Raw genomic sequence first — 15,933 nt, 5'->3', positions numbered from 1 at the left:
CTATGGAAATCTTCCTGCAGCAACTTCTGAACGCGCTGAGCCTTGGCGGCACCTATGCTTTGCTGGCCCTTGGTCTGGCGGTGGTGTTCTCGATCATCGGATTGATCAACTTTGCTCATGGCGAGCTGATGACGGTCACGGGCTATGCCGTCTGTTTTGCCCTGATCTGGGGCATGCCTTTCCCCTTGGCGGTGATTGCCGGGCTTGGGGTGGCCATGACCGCCGCGCTTTTGATGGAGCGGGTGGCCTTCCGGCCCGTGCGCGGCGCATCGGGGACGACGCTGCTGCTGACCAGTTTTGCGGTCAGCGCGATCTTGCGGGTCTTGTTCCAAAACCTGATCTCGGCGCGCCCGATCCCGGTCTCTATCCCGGCCTCGCTGTCTGGAGTGGTCACCATCGGCCCGCTTCATTTGGGGATGATCCAGCTGATTTCGATCATCGTGACTTTGGCGATGCTTCTGGGGCTAAACCTCTTCTTGCACCGCACCATTGCGGGGCGGGCGATGCGCGCGGCCGCGGAAGATTTCGCCGTGCTGCGCCTGATGGGGCTGCGCGCAAATTCGGTTGTGGCCACGGCCTTTGCTATTTCGGGATTGCTCGCCGGTGTGGCTGGCATCCTTTGGGTCGCGCAACGGGGCAGTGTCGATCCTTTGATGGGGGCTTTGCCTGTGTTGAAGGCCTTTATCGCCGCTATCATCGGCGGATTGGGAAGTCTGTCGGGCGCCGTTGCGGGGGGCTTCTTGCTGGGCTTCATCGAAGTGATTTTGCAAGCCTATCTGCCCGAGAGCCTGCTGCCCTATCGCGATGCCTTTGCCATCCTTCTGGTGATCAGCGTCTTGCTGTTCCGCCCGCAAGGCCTATTGGCGCGCAAAACTCTCGTCAAACTTTGACTTTAGTCGACCTTTGACCAATCAACCTCAGCGACCTTGTAAGGCGAAGAAAACATGCAAACCGAACCCCGCGCGCTGAATACGGTTCCCTTTGTCAGCGTCGAGAACATGATGAACCTTGTCCGCGCGGTCGGCGTGGACCGGTTCCTCATCGAACTGTCCGAGGTGATCGCCGAGGATTTCGGGCGCTGGTCCCTGTTTGATAAAACCCCACGGGTGGCCGCACATTCGCCCGATGGGGTGATCGAGCTGATGCCGACCTCGGACGGCATCGCTTATGGGTTCAAATATGTGAACGGCCATCCCAAGAACACCAAGGACGGTCTTCAAACCGTCACCGCCTTTGGCGTGCTGTCTGATGTGGCAACGGGCTATCCGGTGCTGATGACCGAGATGACCATTCTGACGGCTTTGCGGACGGCGGCTACCTCGGCCTTGGTCGCCAAACATCTGATGCCAAGCGGATCTCGCGTCATGGCTTTGATCGGCAATGGGGCGCAGTCCGAGTTTCAGGCTTTGGCCTTCAAGGCGATCTGCGGCATCGATGAAGTTCGGCTTTACGACATCGACCCAACGGCAACGCAGCGTTGCGCGCAGAATTTGGCCGGGCGTGGGTTGAAAGTGACCGCTTGCGGCAGCGCGCAAGAGGCCGTTCTGGGCGCCCATATCGTCACCACCGTGACAGCCGATAAGACCAATGCGACGATCCTCACCGACAATATGATCGGCGAAGGCGTGCATATCAACGCAGTCGGCGGCGACTGCCCCGGCAAGACCGAGCTGCACAGCGACATTCTTCATCGCTCCAGCATCTTCGTGGAATATCCGCCGCAAACCCGCATTGAGGGGGAGATCCAGCAACTGTCAGCGGATCATCCGGTGACCGAGTTCTGGCAAGTGATCACGGGCGCGGCGCCGGGGCGCAGCTCGGACAAGGAAATTACCCTCTTCGATAGCGTCGGCTTTGCCACCGAAGATTTCAGCGCGTTGCGGTATGTGCAACGTTTGTTGAAAGACCACCCGCACAGCGAAGACCTTGATCTTCTTGCAGATCCCGATGAGCCGCGCGATCTCTTCGGCATGCTGCTGAGGGCAGGGGTCGCCTGACGAGGGGGGCCTGCTTGCGGAACGCTGTGAGAGGCGGCGAACGAAGACGGGGTCGCGGCGGTTTGCCTTACCATTCCCAATTGCAATTGAACGAAGCCTGAGCGGGATCCCCAGCGATTAAGCAGGGGATCCGGCAAAGGCGTGAGCCCAGCGGCGGTGGCATCGGGCCAATCGGCGCAGAGCTGGGGTTAGCTTCGCCGTCAAAAAACCGGTAAGATGACCGTGGTGCGAGGGCCCATTGCGGCAGCGTTCCTAAGCCGGGCTGGCTGCTTCTGGAAAGATCGTGATGCCGACAAATTCACGAAGACGTCGCGGGCCAAGGCAAAGATGGGCGAGGAAGCTTGTCGCTAAGCCTCAGCTTGGTTTTCCAAGGCGACCTGCTCGACCAACCAATCGCGAAAGAGAGCAGCACCGGGCTTGGGCGTGCGATGGATCGGCATCGTCAAATATATCGCCTCACCAGATTTATAGATGTGATCGGGCAGGGGGCAAATCAGCCGTCCACGGCGAATATGTTCGGCCGAGAGATGTCGCCATGCCAGCGCGACGCCGTGGCCGAGAACGGCGGCCTCTACCGAAGATAGGCTATCGGTGAAGACGGTTTCCTTCGGGCCTTTGGGAAGTTGCACGGAATGGTGCAACAACCATTCATGCCAGCCCAACCGCATCCTGTATTTCTCTTCGAAATGCAGAAGAGAATGCTGCAAAAGATCGGCGGGTCGATCAATCGGGGCGGAGGTGGCCAGATAGTCAGGGCTGCACACGGCCATGATCTCTTCAGGCGCAATCAGCCAACTTTCCACACCGGGCCATTTGCCGTCACCCAAACGCGCCGAGAGGTCAATATTCTCAACGTCGAGGTCGAAATCTTCTCGCGTGCTTTGCTCAATGCGAAGCGACACGTTGGGATGCTTGGCTTTAAAGTCCTTCAGCCTTGGCAAAAGCCACATTTGAACAAAGGTGGTGGAAAAGGACAGATGAACGACATCAGGTGAGGATTTGCTCCTGAGAGCGGTGATCACCATATGCATTTTGTCAAACATCGTTTGCGTCTCTTTATAAAGACGCTTGCCTTCGGCCGTCAGCTCGACGCTGGTATGGCGACGCCGAAAGAGCTGCAATCCGGTGGCCTCTTCCAAGGCCTTGATCGTCTTGGAAACGGCAGGCTGGCTGACGTTTAACTCTTCAGCAGCAGCGGTGAAGCTGCCCCGTCGGGCCGCGGCCTCAAAGACGAAGAGGTGATTGGCCGAGGGGACGAGGGTGCGAAGTCGATGCATTCGCTATGCTTAAGCCGTCAGCGAAGCGCTTTGCAAGCATCGAGGTATTGCGTGGATCGCAGGTTTAAGGCGCATCAAACTCGGATGATGTCGCGCAGAGCTTCATGGGAAGGTAGACTGCCAAAGCGAAGAAAAAGGAGCGGTGAAACCGCTCCTTTTCTGTGCGTGACTTAGGCGCGTTGGCGCGCGTTGGTTGGGTCATAGGGGCTGTCGGCGATAACGGTGGCATCGCGCATTTCGTCGTGAATCCAGACCTTCAACTCCGTGCCCACTGGCGTATGCGCAGTCTCAACCAAGGCCAATGCGATGTCGTGGCCGAAGTGATAAGACCAACCGCCCGAGGTGACGCGGCCCACCAATTTGCCGTCTTTATAGACGCCCTCATTGGCAATGACCGAGGTCACTGCATTTGGCAGCTTCAACGTCACCAGCTTTTGGCTTAGGCCCTTGGCTTTTTGGGCCGCGATCGCATCGCGCCCGATGAAGTCTTTGTCGAGCTTCACAAAGCGGTCCAGCGAAGCCTCAAGGGGGGTCACATCCCAAGCCAGTTCACGGCGCATCGACCGATAGCTCTTGTCCAGACGCAACGATTCAATCGCATCCAAGCCAAAGAGCTTCATGCCATGCGGCTCACCGGCTTTGATTAGCAGATCGATCAGATGGCGCCCGTAGCTGAGGGGGTAGTGCAGCTCCCAGCCCATCTCACCGGTGTAGGACACGCGCGCCAGCCAGATGTCGCGGGCATAGCCCACTTCGCCTTTCTGGATCGAGAGCCAAGGGAAAGCCTCGGAAGAGAGATCGTTATCGGTCAAAGGCTGCAAGATCTCGCGCGATTTCGGACCCGAGAGCGAAATGACCCCCATCTGCTCTGACAGATTTTGCAAGGTCACACTGCCATCGGTGGGCAGAAGACGTGACAGCTCATGCCAATTCATCACCTCGCCGCTTGGCGTCGAGACAAGATAGAACGCATCCTCGGCCAACCGCATCACGGTATATTCCGCGATGATGCCGCCGTCTTCTTTACACATGACCGTCAGACCGATGCGGCCGACTTTGGGCAGGTTGTTGGCAAAGAGGCCATCCAGCCATACGGCCGCGCCAGGGCCCTTGACCAAGAATTGCGTCATCGCCGCCATTTCGATCAGACCGGCTGTCTCGCGTACAGCACGGACCTCGGCTTGCACATATTCCATCTGCTTGGTGCGGCGGAAGCTGTGTTGGGGGACGGCCAGTTCGGGCGACGGGGCAAACCAGCGGGGGAATTCCCAGCCATCCAATGCCGACCAAACCGCGCCCTTCGCCGTAAGGAGGTCATAGGCTGGCGAGGTTTTTGCCGCACGAGCCGCAGGACGGTCTTCGCCGGGATAATGCACTTCCATATGCACACCCCAGGTTTGACGGGCTTTCTCCATCGTCCACCGTTTTGACACATGGTTGCCAAAGCGGCGAGGATCGACCTCAGAACAATCCATGCCGGGATCGCCGTTCAGGATCCAAAGCGCGAGGCGGTGGCCAATTGTGCCGCCCCAAGCGATGCCGCCCGGAACGCCCTCGGCCAGCCATAGTTTCGCAAGGCCCGGTGCAGGACCAACAAGCGGCGCACCATCTGGCGTCATTTGGAACGGCCCGCGTGTGTTGGACTTGATGCCAACGGAGCCAATGGCGGGAATGCGTTCAAACACTTTGCTCCACTGGGTTTCGACCGCGTCGAAATCTTCAGGCAGCAAATCCATGCCGAAGTCTGGCGGAACACGGTCCACGGCCCAGACTTTCAGATCCTTTTCGAACTCATAGGGGCCGAACTGCAGACCTCCAGTATCTTCGCGCAGATAGCCGCCGTAATCTTCGTCCCGCAGGATCGGGTATTGCGGCACGCCATTCTTGCGGTTTTCCAGCAGCTCCGGCAGTGGTTCTGTCGTCCAATATTGGTGCAAGATCGGCATGCAGGGCAGGTCCAGCCCCACGCGGCGGGCATTCTCGCGGGCATAGTTGCCGGTGGCGAAAACCAGCTGTTCGGCAATGATTTCGCCCTTGTTGGTGGTGACCTTCCAGCGGCCGTCCGGCAGCTGCTCGTAGGCCTGCGCTTCGGTGTCCTCTTCAACCGTCGCACCTTTCTCGCGCGCCAGTTTGGCCATTGCCATCGTGATGTCAGAGGGGTTGATGTAGCCATCATTGGGATGGAAGAGGCCGCCAATGATATTGGCGTTTTGCGCCAGCAAGGGATGGAGAACCTTGATTTCCTCAGGGGTTACGAGCCGCGCCTCATTTCCCGCCGCTTCGGCAATGCCGATGTAGCTTTGGAACTCGTCCATACGCTCTTGCGTGTTGGCGATGCGCAGCTGGCCGACCTGATAAAGCCCAACGGAAGCGCCGTGTTCTTTCTGAATGTCTTTATAGATATCAATGGTCTCTTTGGTCATCTTTGTGATGTTCCGCGAGCGCGAATAGCTGACCAAAAGACCTGCGGCATGCCATGTGGAGCCCGAAGTCAGCTTGCTTCGGTCGAGCAAAACCACATCCGTGCAGCCCTGTTTGCTCAGATGATAAAGGACCGAGGCCCCTACGGCTCCGCCGCCGATGATGACGACTTTTGCTTCGCTTTTCATTGATGTCATAACCCTGCGTAAACGATTTTTTGCGGGTTCTCTTGACGCGGACGAGAAGCGGTGCCGGCGTCATTCGGACCCGATCTGCTATGGCTAGCATCTGGATGCGCGGTTGTGATCGCCCGCATTTCTCATGTTAGTTGATGCAAAAAGTTATGCTAGCCGGTCAAATTGTTGGCCTAGGGCGGGGGCTCTAAGGACGGACGGGCAGAAGGTAGAGCGGGCAGGGCAGGGATGCCGGGCTGGGGTGATCGGTGCCCCAGCAGCACCGCCTTTGGAGGCCCATGCGCGGTCGGCTGCGTTCTGGCAATTATCCGATCCGTTCAATCGCTTGCGACTTTGGCATTTATAAATACCGCCTGAAGGCCGGAGCTTGCACCTATGCAGGCCACGCCCGTGGTCCCTCAGCTGCGAGAGCAAATCATGAAGATCGCCGATATCCGTCTGACGCCCCTCTTGGTCCCCTACACCAAACCCTATTACTGGTCGCAGGGGGTGATCGAAGGGGCTGGTGTCGTGCTGGTCGAAGTCGAGACCACCGAGGGCGTCATCGGCTATGGTGAGTCGGTTGCCACACCTTCGGCCGAGGCCGTCATGGCGCATCTGCGGATCGCGGCGTCGCGTTGCATCGGGCGCTCGGTCTTTGAAAGCAATGGCCTGTTGCGGGATGCCTATCAGGTTATGTTCCAAGCCTATGGCACCTGCTCAAGCCCGCGCTATGCGGGGCAGGTCCTTGCCGGTCTGTCGATGGCGCTTTGGGATGCGGCGGGTAAGACCGCAGGCCAGCCCGTTCACGCGCTTCTGGGCGGTAAGGTGCGCGACGAAATCCGGCATTTCGGCTTTTGCCAAGGCGAGACGGCCGAGGAAGTGGCTGATGATGCCGAGGTGCTGGCCGCAGCTGGTTTCGATGTGATCTACTTCAAGGTTGGTCGCGGCGATGCGCTGGATCTCGAGACCGCGCGTATGGTGCGTGACCGTATCGGGCCGGACCACCGCATGCGCGTCGATCCCAATGAAAAATGGAACCCGCTCCACGCCAGCCGGATGATCCGCAAACTGGCCGATTACGGTGTTGAATTGGTAGAGCAGCCTTGCCATTGCGAAAGCGTGATGGCCTTGGCGCAGATCCGTGCCGCAAGCCCGATCCCCATTGGCGCTGACCAATCCGTCTTCACGCCCTTTGAGGCTTTCGACGTGATCCGGGCGGGTGCGGCCGATATGATCACCATTGGCCTGCATGAGACGGGCGGCTTCGCCAATCTCTTGAAGATCGCCCATATCGCCGAAGCTGCCGATGTGAACATCTGCCTGCACGGGCTTTATGAGACCGGCATCACGACCTGCGCGGGCAACCAAGTCGCGGCCGTCATCCCGAACCTTGACGATGCCAACCAGCATATGACCCGTTTCCTTGATTGGGATATCGTGAAATCTCCCGACCTCACCCCGGTCAACGGTGCGGTGAAAGTGCTGGAAGGTCCGGGCCTTGGCTTTGAGATTGACCATGACAACGTGGCCCGTGCGGCCGAGTTGCACCGGGCACGGAACAGCTTCTGATGGGGTGGCAAGATTATTCGCTCCTGTCGCTGGCGCGGCAGGGCCTGAGCGGGAACCGGGGCTGGAAACAGGCCTGGAGATCCCCAGCACCGAAGAAGAAGTATCAGGTCGTCATCATCGGCGGCGGCGGTCACGGTTTGGCGACCGCTTGGTATCTGGCGCGCGAACACGGCATCCGTGACATCGCGGTGCTTGAAAAGGGCTGGATCGGCGGCGGTAACACCGGGCGCAACACCACCAACGTGCGGTCGGATTACATGTTCAGCGAAAGCGCTGCCATGTATGACAAAGCTTTGAAGCTTTACGAAGACTTCGCGCGTGAGTTGAATTTCAACATCATGCTGTCGCAGCGTGGCTGGGTCACGCTGTTCCATGATCAGCACCAGATGGAATCCGCGCGGCACAAGCTCAATTGGATGCGCTGCAACGGGATTGATGCGGAAATTCTGGATCGCGCGGCGCTGGCCAAGCTGATCCCCGGCCTGCGCGCGGATAATCCGCGCTGGCCAGTGCTGGGCGCGGTATTGCAGCAGCGCGGCGGCACCATTCGGCATGATGCCGTGGCTTGGGGCTATGCGCGCGGCGCTGACCGTATGGGCATCGACATCATCCAAAATTGCGAGGTGAAAGGCTTCACCCGTGAGGGGGATCGGATCACCGCAATCGACACCAGCCGCGGTACAATCGGCTGCGACAGCGTAGGCGTGGCCGTGGCAGGCCACTCTTCGGTCATCGCCGATATGGCCGGGTTCCGGCTGCCGGTCACCAGTCGCTGCCTGCAGGCAATGGTGTCCGAGCCGATCCGACCGATCCTTGACGTCGCAATGATCTCTCCTGCCACGGGCGTCTATCTCAACCAGACCCAAAAGGGCGAGTTGGTGATGGGGGCCATGCTGGACCCCGGCCAAAGCTATGGCCAACGTGGCGGCCCGCGCACGGTGCAAAAAGTGGTCGAAGCTGCGGTGGAATTGTTCCCCGCCTTTGGTCAAGCGCGGCTCATGCGTCATTGGGGCGGCATCGTTGATATCGTGCCCGACAGCTCTCCGATCATCGGGGCGACGCCGGTGTCGAACCTCTACATCAACTGCGGCTGGGGGACGGGTGGTTTCAAGGCAATCCCGGTGGGGGGGCTGATGCTCGCCCATGCCATTGCCACCAACCGCCCGCATCCTTTGGCTGAGAAATTTGGGCTCGACCGGTTCCGCGACAATCGTCTTGTCGACGAGGGCGCTGCCTCCGGTATTGCACATTAGCGCCCGCACTCGGGCCAACCTACGGACCTCCCTATGATTTTGCTGCGTTGCCCTTACTGCCGCGAGATGCGGTCTGAAGCCGAACTCACTTGGGGCGGCGAGGCCGGGATTATGCGTCCCGCCGATCCCGCCATCGCGAGTGATACTGAATGGACGGAATATTTGTTCATGCGCACCAACACCAAGGGTTGGTTGCAAGAGCAATGGTGCTGCAGCGCCGGATGCGGCCAATGGTTCAAGGTTGAGCGTCATACCGTGAGCCATCAGATACGTCAGATCCTGCGTTTCGATGAAGCATTTTCAGATGTGACCATTGCTCAGGAGGGCGCAGCATGAGCTTGACTGGCAGCAAAAGACGGGCCTCTGGCGGCCATATCGACCGGAGCCGTCCGATTTCATTCACTTGGAACGGCAAAAAGATGCAGGGGTTTGAAGGCGATAGCCTCGCCTCGGCCCTGATCGCCAATGGCGTCGGCATCGTTGGTCGCAGCTTTAAATACCATCGCCCGCGCGGCTTCATGGCTTTGGGCGCAGAAGACCCGAATGCGATGGTCTCGGTGCGCGATGCCCACGGCTACACGCCGTCGATCCGCGCCGGGCAGATGCCTTTGGCTGAGGGGATGGAGGTGCGCTCGGTCACCGGCTGGCCCAGTGCCTCGTTTGACATTGGGGCATTGGCGGGATTGGGCAAGCCCTTCTTCGGGGCAGGGTTCTACTACAAGACCATGATGTGGCCGAACTGGAGCTGGTTCGAGCCGATCGTTCGTCGCGCCACTGGCTTTGGTCGACCCGATGGCAGCAAGGAAAGCCGCGCGGCGCAGCACCAGTATCAGGCGGTCGACGTTTTGGTCGTGGGCGCGGGCCCGGCTGGACTGGCGGCGGCGCAGGGGCTGATCGGCTCTGGCCTTTCGGTGCTTGTGGCCGAGCAAGAGCAAAGGCCGGGCGGATCGCTTCTTTGGGAAGAGGCCGAGATTGACGGCAAGCCCGGCATCGCATGGGCCCAAGATATTGCCAAGGAAATCAAGGCCACGCCGGGGATGCAGATCCTGACCTCGACGTTGGTTGCGGCTGCCTATGACACCAATATTTTCACGCTTGTGCAAAGCGTGATCGATGCCAGGGGGATCGCGGCCGAGCGCCATATCACCTTGCACGCAAAGCAGGTCATTTTGGCCTCGGGTGCGGTGGAGCGGCCGCTGCTCTTTGCCGACAATGACCGACCGGGCGTCATGCTGGCGGGCGCGGTGCGGCGGTTGATCCGTGACTATGGCGTCGCTCCTTGCAAACAGCTGGTCGTCAAGACCAGCAATGACAGTGGCTGGCTGACCGCCTTTGCTGCGCAAGACGCCGGGATCAAGGTCGTGGCCATTTTGGACACTCGTCCCCGCGCCGAGGCTGTCCATTTGGCTCAAGCTGAAGCCTTGGGCATCCCAGTTGTCTTTGAAGCGGCCATCACGGCTATGAAGGCAGGCCGCCAGTTGCGCGGCCTGACGGTCTCAACCCCAAGCGGGGTGCGCAAATTCGCCTGCGACGGTCTTGCCGTTGCGGGGGGATGGACGCCGCTTATTCATCTGGCCTGCCATCGCGGCGCAAAGCCGGTCTGGAATGATGCGCTTCAGATGTTCACCGTTCCCGAGCTGCCGCAGGGCTGGCAGGCGTCCGGTGGCGTCACAGGCTGCACCAGCCTGACCGAGGCACTGGGCCAAAGCTTGCAAGCCGCGGCCAAGTCGTCGCAGCGCCAAGCAAAGGCCACGCCGCTGGTCAAAGCTCCTGCATTTGGGGGCGTGTCTTTGATCCGCAGGCCTTCGGGTGTGCCGGCCAACAAGGTCTGGATCGACCATCAGAACGACGTGAAACTCTCTGACGTCGAGATTGCGGTTCGTGAGAACTATGTCAGCGTTGAGCATCTCAAGCGCTACACCACGCTTGGTATGGGCACGGACCAAGGCCGCACCTCCAATGTGAACGGGCTTGCCATGCTGGCCCATTTGACCGGACGCGAGATTTCAGAGGTGGGGATCACCACCTTCCGGCCGATGGTCTCGGCGATCCGCATGGGCACAATCGCGGGCGGTCATGAGGGCGATTTGATCGCTCCACGCCGCTATCTGCCGGCCGATGCCGTACACAGGCGCCTTGGCGCGGATTTTGAAGATTTTGGCTGGCAACGCCCCGATTGGTATCACCGCCCAGACGCTTCTGACCGTGACACGGCTGTCGCGCTTGAGATGGCAGCTGTCCGCAGTGATGTGGGGATCTTTGACGGCTCATCCTTGGGTAAGGTCGAGGTGACAGGCCCAGATGCGGCGGCATTTCTTGCCCGGTTCTATGTCTCGGATATGGCGACGCTGAAGCCCGGCTCGGTGCGCTATTCGGTGATGTTGAACGAAGAGGGCGTCATCTATGATGACGGTGTGGTGGCCTGTCTGGGGCCGAACCACTATCTCGCTGGCCCGACCTCGGGGCATGCCGAGGCGGTGGCGGCGCATTTTGAACGGTGGCGGCAGACCGAATGGCCCAGCTCGCGGGTTGCGGTGGGCAATGTGACCTCGAACTGGTGCAGCATTGCTGTGGCAGGTCCGCGGGCGCGTCACATTCTGGCTGTGCTGAATCCAGATTTCGACATCAGCCCGGCGGCCTTCAAACATATGCAGGTCCGCGAGGGCAGCTGGCAGGGTATCCCGCTGCGCGTTGCGCGGGTCAGCTTCACCGGCGAGCTGCAATTTGAAATCTCGGTCCCATCCCGCTACGCCGAAGCGCTTTATGAGACGCTGTTGAAGGGCGATGCCGCAGGCGCGCCACGCGCCATCGGCATGGAAGCTTGGCTTCGGCTGCGTCTGGAAAAGGGCTATATCCACCTTGGCTCGGACACCAATGGCCGCACAGGTCCGACCGAGGTCGGCATGGCGGCTCTGGTTGCCAAGCGTCAGGATGATTTCATCGGCAAACGCTCTTTGACTTTGCCCTTTGCACTCAGCGATGAGCGTGAGCAACTCGTTGGGCTGGTGGCGGTCTCTGGCAAGATTGAGGCGGGGGCACGGGTGCTTGCACCGGGCTGCACAGCCCCGCCGTGTAAGACCGAAGGCTATGTCACCTCGGGCTGCGACAGTCCGACGCTTGGCCATCCGATCGGTCTGGCATTGATCGAACGCGGCTTTGCACGGCAGGGCGAGGAGGTCACGCTTTACTCGAACGGCCGCACCAGCCGCGCCCGGATCACATCGCCTGTCTTCTACGATCCCGAAAACGAAAGGCTGCGGCAATGAGCATTCTGGCAAAGTCTGCCTTTGGCAATCTGCATGGCAGCAGCCATGCCCTTGCAAGCGTCCATCGCCATGACATCCATGACCGGGCCGATCTGGCGGCTGTCTTGGTTGTGGCAACCGATGATGATGCGGCAGCCGAACTGGCAAGCATTGGTCTGACGGTTCCAACGGGCGCTGGTCCGATGGTAGCACAGGATGGCCTGCAGGCCATTTGGCTTTCTCCACGCTCGTGGGTGATCCAATGTGCGCCCGAGGCCGAAATGGCTCTGGTCGCACGCATCAATGCTGCCTTCGACGATCGCCGCATCACGGCCAGCCTTTTTGGCGACCATCTCGCTTGGATCGAGATCTCCGGTGCCGATCCGCAAGCCTTGCTGCGTCGGGGCGGCTTTGTCTCACTGGACGCTGGCGGGATCGCACCGGGCAGTGCCAAGCGCACACTGGTGGCAGAGGTGAACGTCATCCTTTGCCATATTGAACCGGGTCGTCTGCTGGCTGGGGTCGAGCGCAGCCGCGCGCGCTATTTTGTCGATTGGCTGAAGCAAGCGGCCAAAGAGCCTTCCCCTGCATTTTGAAAAAGACGGCGGAGCAATCCGCCGTCTTTTTCATTCGGATAGAGCGAGGCGGGCAGGGGGGATGACCCTCAGCCCGCCTCTTTCATCACGCCCGCGGCCATGAAACCGCCGTCAATTCCCAGCTCAACCCCGTTCACATAAGCCGCCGCATCGCTGACCAAGAAGGCAATGGTATCGGCCACTTCCTCGGGCGTGCCATAGCGGCGCATCGGAATGCCTGAAAGATAGGCCTCACGGGTTTTGGCATCATGCATGCGCGCCACCAACTCCGTTTCGATCGCGCCCGGGGCAACCATATTCGTGGTGACGCCGTAGGGGGCCAATTCCACGGCCATCACTTTGCCAAGGGCCAGCATCGCCCCCTTGGTCGCGCCATAGGCCGCACGTCCGGTGCCGCCGCGCAATCCTGCGACCGATGAGATCAGCACGATCCGCCCATAGGACTGGCGCACCATGCAGGCCGCACTGGCCTGAGCGACATGAAACGTGCCGTTCAGGTTGATATCCGTGATGCGGGCCCAATCCTCGGCGGTGGTCTCAAGAAAGAGCCGCTCTGCACCGACGCCCGCACTATGGACAAGGATATCCAGTGATCCGTAACGCGCGGGGAGGGCAGCGATTTCACGCTTAACGGCTGCAGCATCGGTTACATCGAGGGCCAAAGACTGCGCTTGGTGACCAGCTTCGCGCAGCGCGGTGGTGACCGCGTCAGCCGCCTCAGCGTTGCGGTCGGCAATCACCACCATCGCGCCTTGTTCGACCAAAGCCCAAGCGCAGGCGCGGCCAATGCCACTGGCACCTCCGGTCACGAGGGCCACGCGATCGTTCAGCGCAAAGCGCCCACGGGGGAGTGCGGTTTGTGTCATGTGAAAGTCCTTAGCTTGGGCGTGATGGCCGGAGATGACCGGACAGTCTGGGATCAGGGGAAAGATGTGATCGGGTCACAGAGGATGGGCTAAAGACGCTGGGCCGCGATCCGGGGCTGCGCTAAACTCAGTGGCCAGCGGGTATAGGCCACATCTGTCTGCAGGGGTGAACTCGCCGCTTTGACCGAGGCGCAGAGATGCGAAAAAAGCCCCCAACCTTTCGGCAGGGGGCTTTGGGCGCATTTACATGCGGTTTCCGAGCTTCGAGAACATCCTCCGCTCCAGCAGGCGCGACAGTTGCGACAGAGGAATGGCAAGGCAAAGGTAAATTGCGCCTACCAACAACAAGATGTGCATGGGCAGGAAGTCGGTCGAAGAGATCGCCTTGGCCCGCAGCATCAGCTCAGGCGCGGTGATCAGCGAGGCGAGGGAGCTGTCTTTCAGTACCGTGATCAGCGTGTTCATCAGCGAAGGCAGCGAAATCCGCGCCGCCTGCGGCAAGATGATGTAGCGGTTGATCTGCCAGCTGCTCATGCCGATCGTCAGGCCGGCCTCGCGCTGGCCTTTATGGGTCGCCTCGATACCAGCCCGGATGATCTCGGCCACATAACCGCCGGTTGACAGGCCAAGGCCAAGAATGGCGGTCGGCACAGCATCCATCACGATGCCCAAGGGGGGCAGTCCGAAATAGAGCAAGAACAGGATCACCAGCGCTGGCACGCCGCGGGCGATCTCGATGTAAAAGCGCGCAATGCCGCGCAGGAGGGCATTCTTGCTGAGCCGGGCAAGGGCCAGCAACACACCGATCACAAGGGCCACCGCGAACGAACCTGCGGTCACGATGAGCGTTGTCTTGATCGCGCGGATCAGCACGCCTTCCCATTGCGGCAGTTTCGCCGGATAGACCGAGAGGAAGGCCGCAAATTGGTCGAGATATTCCATCATTGCCAGGCCTTCCGCTTCTTCTCAAGATGGTCGACCCAGCGCGCAAGCGGGAAGGTCATAACAAGGTAGAGAACCGCAACCAGCAGGTAGATCAGCGCCGTGTCGAAGGTCTCCGTCGAAAGGTTCCGGGCGCGGAACAAGATCTCAGGCGCAGCCACTGCCGAGGCGACGGCGGTGTCCTTGATCAATCCGATCGCATAGTTGCCCAAGGGGGGCAGGGTGATGCGCAAAGCCTGTGGCAAAATCACGAACCGCATCGCCCGCATCGGCGTCATGCCAATGGCCGCTGCCGCTTCGCGCTGGCCGTGGTGAAGGGCCGAAATGCCGGACCGGAAGATCTCGGTGCAATAGGCGCCACCCGAAAGGCCAAGGCCGATGATCGCGGCAGGCAGCGGGTTCAGCTTGATGCCAACATAGGTCAGGCCGAAATAGCAGATGAAGAGCAATGTCAGTGTCGGAAGGCCCCGAAAGACCTCGACATAGATCGCAATCAACGCATTCAGCGGCCGGATCTTCCAAGTGCGCGCCACAGCCAGCACCAGCCCGATGGTCACCGCCATGACGAAGCTGCCAAGGGTGATCATCACCGTCACGCCGGCGCCTTGCAGCAAAACCTCAAGATGGCTTGCAGAGCGCGTGAATAAATCGCCGAATTGTTCCATCGATCAGCCCCGCAACTGGCCAAGGAAGCGGATGGTGCGCTCATTCGATGGGTTGTCGATCACATCAGCCGGCGCGCCCTTTTCGACCACAAGGCCGCCATCCATGAAGACGACCTCATCGGCCACGTCACGCGCAAAGCGGATTTCATGCGTCACCAGAACCATCGAGCGGCCTTCGGCGGCGAGCTCTTGGATAACGCCCAACACCTCGCCCACCAGCTCGGGGTCCAAGGCGGAGGTCGGCTCATCAAAGAGGATGATCTTGGGTTGCTGGGCCAAGGCGCGGGCAATGCCTACGCGCTGCTGCTGCCCGCCTGAGAGCCTTTCGGGATATTCTTTGCGCTTATGCGCCATATGGACCTTTTCCAGCATGGCTTCGGCCAGATCCATTGCCTCTTTCTGGCTTTTGCCCTGCACTTTCCAAGGGCAAAGCGCGACATTCTCTTGCACGGTCAAATGCGGCCAGAGGTAGAAGTTTTGGAACACGAACCCCATGTCCAACCGCTGACGGGCCAAGCGCGCGGCTGAGCTGCGCACATAGCGAACGCCGCGCTTCTCTTCGCCAATCAGATCCCCATCGAGATAGATATGCCCGCCAGTGGGGCTTTCGAGATGGTTGATGCAGCGCAAAAGCGTGGTTTTGCCGGAACCAGAAGGGCCGATCAGGGCCACTTTCTTGCTCTGCCCGACAGACAGGCTGATGTCTTTCAGCACTTGCAGGGTGCCGAAGTCTTTCCTCAAGCCCTCAATCCGCAGCAATTCTTTGTTCTCGGTCATCTTTACCCCGAAGTCGCACCTGTTGACGTGAATTTGCCCGTTCCCATTCATTGGGGAGACATGCGTCCGCTGGCCAAGTCTTTTGCAGGCGTTTTTCAGCGGTCGGGTCGAATGGGCGAGGGCGGCGCGCGGGCGCGCCGCCCCTGATC

Annotated in this window: 13 protein-coding genes; 7 read left to right on the top strand and 6 right to left on the bottom strand. The window is 60.1% G+C overall.

What is annotated here, in order from left to right:
• Positions 1 to 2 precede the first annotated feature (2 nt).
• Together Q9295_RS15575 and ocd are read left to right on the top strand one after the other, a co-directional pair.
• Positions 3 to 890 (top strand): branched-chain amino acid ABC transporter permease, encoded by an 888-nt coding sequence (locus Q9295_RS15575; RefSeq protein ID WP_306681507.1) that lies wholly within the window; start codon positions 3 to 5, stop codon positions 888 to 890.
• Positions 891 to 944: 54 nt separating this feature from the next.
• A complete protein-coding gene (gene ocd, locus Q9295_RS15570) occupies positions 945 to 1,997 on the top strand; it encodes an ornithine cyclodeaminase (protein ID WP_306681506.1) in 1,053 nt (350 codons plus the stop codon).
• A gap of 347 nt (positions 1,998 to 2,344) precedes the next feature.
• Here the strand turns inward: ocd and Q9295_RS15565 are convergent, their stop codons facing one another.
• Both Q9295_RS15565 and Q9295_RS15560 read right to left on the bottom strand, forming a co-directional pair.
• Positions 2,345 to 3,274, bottom strand: a complete 930-nt coding sequence (locus Q9295_RS15565) for a LysR substrate-binding domain-containing protein (RefSeq protein ID WP_306681505.1) — start codon at positions 3,272 to 3,274, stop codon at positions 2,345 to 2,347.
• 170 nt (positions 3,275 to 3,444) lie between these two features.
• A complete protein-coding gene (locus tag Q9295_RS15560; RefSeq protein WP_306681504.1) occupies positions 3,445 to 5,883 on the bottom strand; it encodes a GcvT family protein in 2,439 nt (812 codons plus the stop codon).
• 423 nt (positions 5,884 to 6,306) lie between these two features.
• On the opposite strand from Q9295_RS15560, the gene Q9295_RS15555 reads away from it, so the two are divergent.
• From Q9295_RS15555 to Q9295_RS15535, 5 genes are read left to right on the top strand one after another with little or no spacing between them, the layout of a single operon-like run.
• A complete protein-coding gene (locus Q9295_RS15555; RefSeq protein WP_306681503.1) occupies positions 6,307 to 7,440 on the top strand; it encodes a mandelate racemase/muconate lactonizing enzyme family protein in 1,134 nt (377 codons plus the stop codon).
• Positions 7,440 to 8,693, top strand: a complete 1,254-nt coding sequence (locus Q9295_RS15550; protein WP_306681502.1) for a sarcosine oxidase subunit beta family protein — start codon at positions 7,440 to 7,442, stop codon at positions 8,691 to 8,693. The genes Q9295_RS15555 and Q9295_RS15550 overlap by 1 nt, the downstream gene beginning before the upstream one ends.
• 33 nt (positions 8,694 to 8,726) lie before the next feature.
• Positions 8,727 to 9,029, top strand: a complete 303-nt coding sequence (locus Q9295_RS15545; protein WP_306681501.1) for a sarcosine oxidase subunit delta — start codon at positions 8,727 to 8,729, stop codon at positions 9,027 to 9,029.
• Positions 9,026 to 11,959, top strand: a complete 2,934-nt coding sequence (locus Q9295_RS15540; RefSeq protein WP_306681500.1) for a 2Fe-2S iron-sulfur cluster-binding protein — start codon at positions 9,026 to 9,028, stop codon at positions 11,957 to 11,959. The genes Q9295_RS15545 and Q9295_RS15540 overlap by 4 nt, the downstream gene beginning before the upstream one ends.
• Positions 11,956 to 12,534: a sarcosine oxidase subunit gamma family protein gene (locus Q9295_RS15535; protein ID WP_306681499.1), complete on the top strand. Its 579-nt coding sequence runs from the start codon at positions 11,956 to 11,958 to the stop codon at positions 12,532 to 12,534. Before Q9295_RS15540 ends, Q9295_RS15535 begins: the two co-directional genes overlap by 4 nt.
• A gap of 68 nt (positions 12,535 to 12,602) precedes the next feature.
• On the opposite strand, the gene Q9295_RS15530 is transcribed toward Q9295_RS15535, so the two are convergent.
• The 4 genes from Q9295_RS15530 to Q9295_RS15515 all read right to left on the bottom strand — a co-directional run bounded on the left by Q9295_RS15530 (position 12,603) and on the right by Q9295_RS15515 (position 15,784).
• Positions 12,603 to 13,400 (bottom strand): SDR family NAD(P)-dependent oxidoreductase, encoded by a 798-nt coding sequence (locus Q9295_RS15530; RefSeq protein WP_306681498.1) that lies wholly within the window; start codon positions 13,398 to 13,400, stop codon positions 12,603 to 12,605.
• Positions 13,401 to 13,643: 243 nt separating this feature from the next.
• Positions 13,644 to 14,345 carry an amino acid ABC transporter permease gene (locus Q9295_RS15525; RefSeq protein WP_306681497.1) on the bottom strand — a complete coding sequence of 234 codons (702 nt, stop codon included), beginning with the start codon at positions 14,343 to 14,345 and terminating at the stop codon, positions 13,644 to 13,646.
• Positions 14,342 to 15,007: an amino acid ABC transporter permease gene (locus Q9295_RS15520; protein WP_306681496.1), complete on the bottom strand. Its 666-nt coding sequence runs from the start codon at positions 15,005 to 15,007 to the stop codon at positions 14,342 to 14,344. The genes Q9295_RS15525 and Q9295_RS15520 overlap by 4 nt, the downstream gene beginning before the upstream one ends.
• 3 nt (positions 15,008 to 15,010) lie before the next feature.
• Positions 15,011 to 15,784: an amino acid ABC transporter ATP-binding protein gene (locus Q9295_RS15515; protein WP_306681495.1), complete on the bottom strand. Its 774-nt coding sequence runs from the start codon at positions 15,782 to 15,784 to the stop codon at positions 15,011 to 15,013.
• Positions 15,785 to 15,933: the final 149 nt, after the last annotated feature.

The sequence above is a fragment of the Pseudogemmobacter lacusdianii genome (genome assembly GCF_030848395.1).
In the GTDB taxonomy this organism is placed as follows: Bacteria; Pseudomonadota; Alphaproteobacteria; order Rhodobacterales; family Rhodobacteraceae; genus Pseudogemmobacter; species Pseudogemmobacter lacusdianii.
This window is presented reverse-complemented; position numbering and strand designations above follow the sequence as displayed.

Bases quoted from the DNA above. Each gene is read 5' to 3' on its own strand.
- Q9295_RS15575 (WP_306681507.1), top strand. From the start codon at position 3: ATGGAAATCTTCCTGCAGCAACTTCTGAACGCGCTGAGCCTTGGCGGC.
- ocd (WP_306681506.1), top strand. From the start codon at position 945: ATGCAAACCGAACCCCGCGCGCTGAATACGGTTCCCTTTGTCAGCGTC.
- Q9295_RS15565 (WP_306681505.1), bottom strand. From the start codon at position 3,274: ATGCATCGACTTCGCACCCTCGTCCCCTCGGCCAATCACCTCTTCGTC.
- Q9295_RS15560 (WP_306681504.1), bottom strand. From the start codon at position 5,883: ATGAAAAGCGAAGCAAAAGTCGTCATCATCGGCGGCGGAGCCGTAGGG.
- Q9295_RS15555 (WP_306681503.1), top strand. From the start codon at position 6,307: ATGAAGATCGCCGATATCCGTCTGACGCCCCTCTTGGTCCCCTACACC.
- Q9295_RS15550 (WP_306681502.1), top strand. From the start codon at position 7,440: ATGGGGTGGCAAGATTATTCGCTCCTGTCGCTGGCGCGGCAGGGCCTG.
- Q9295_RS15545 (WP_306681501.1), top strand. From the start codon at position 8,727: ATGATTTTGCTGCGTTGCCCTTACTGCCGCGAGATGCGGTCTGAAGCC.
- Q9295_RS15540 (WP_306681500.1), top strand. From the start codon at position 9,026: ATGAGCTTGACTGGCAGCAAAAGACGGGCCTCTGGCGGCCATATCGAC.
- Q9295_RS15535 (WP_306681499.1), top strand. From the start codon at position 11,956: ATGAGCATTCTGGCAAAGTCTGCCTTTGGCAATCTGCATGGCAGCAGC.
- Q9295_RS15530 (WP_306681498.1), bottom strand. From the start codon at position 13,400: ATGACACAAACCGCACTCCCCCGTGGGCGCTTTGCGCTGAACGATCGC.
- Q9295_RS15525 (WP_306681497.1), bottom strand. From the start codon at position 14,345: ATGATGGAATATCTCGACCAATTTGCGGCCTTCCTCTCGGTCTATCCG.
- Q9295_RS15520 (WP_306681496.1), bottom strand. From the start codon at position 15,007: ATGGAACAATTCGGCGATTTATTCACGCGCTCTGCAAGCCATCTTGAG.
- Q9295_RS15515 (WP_306681495.1), bottom strand. From the start codon at position 15,784: ATGACCGAGAACAAAGAATTGCTGCGGATTGAGGGCTTGAGGAAAGAC.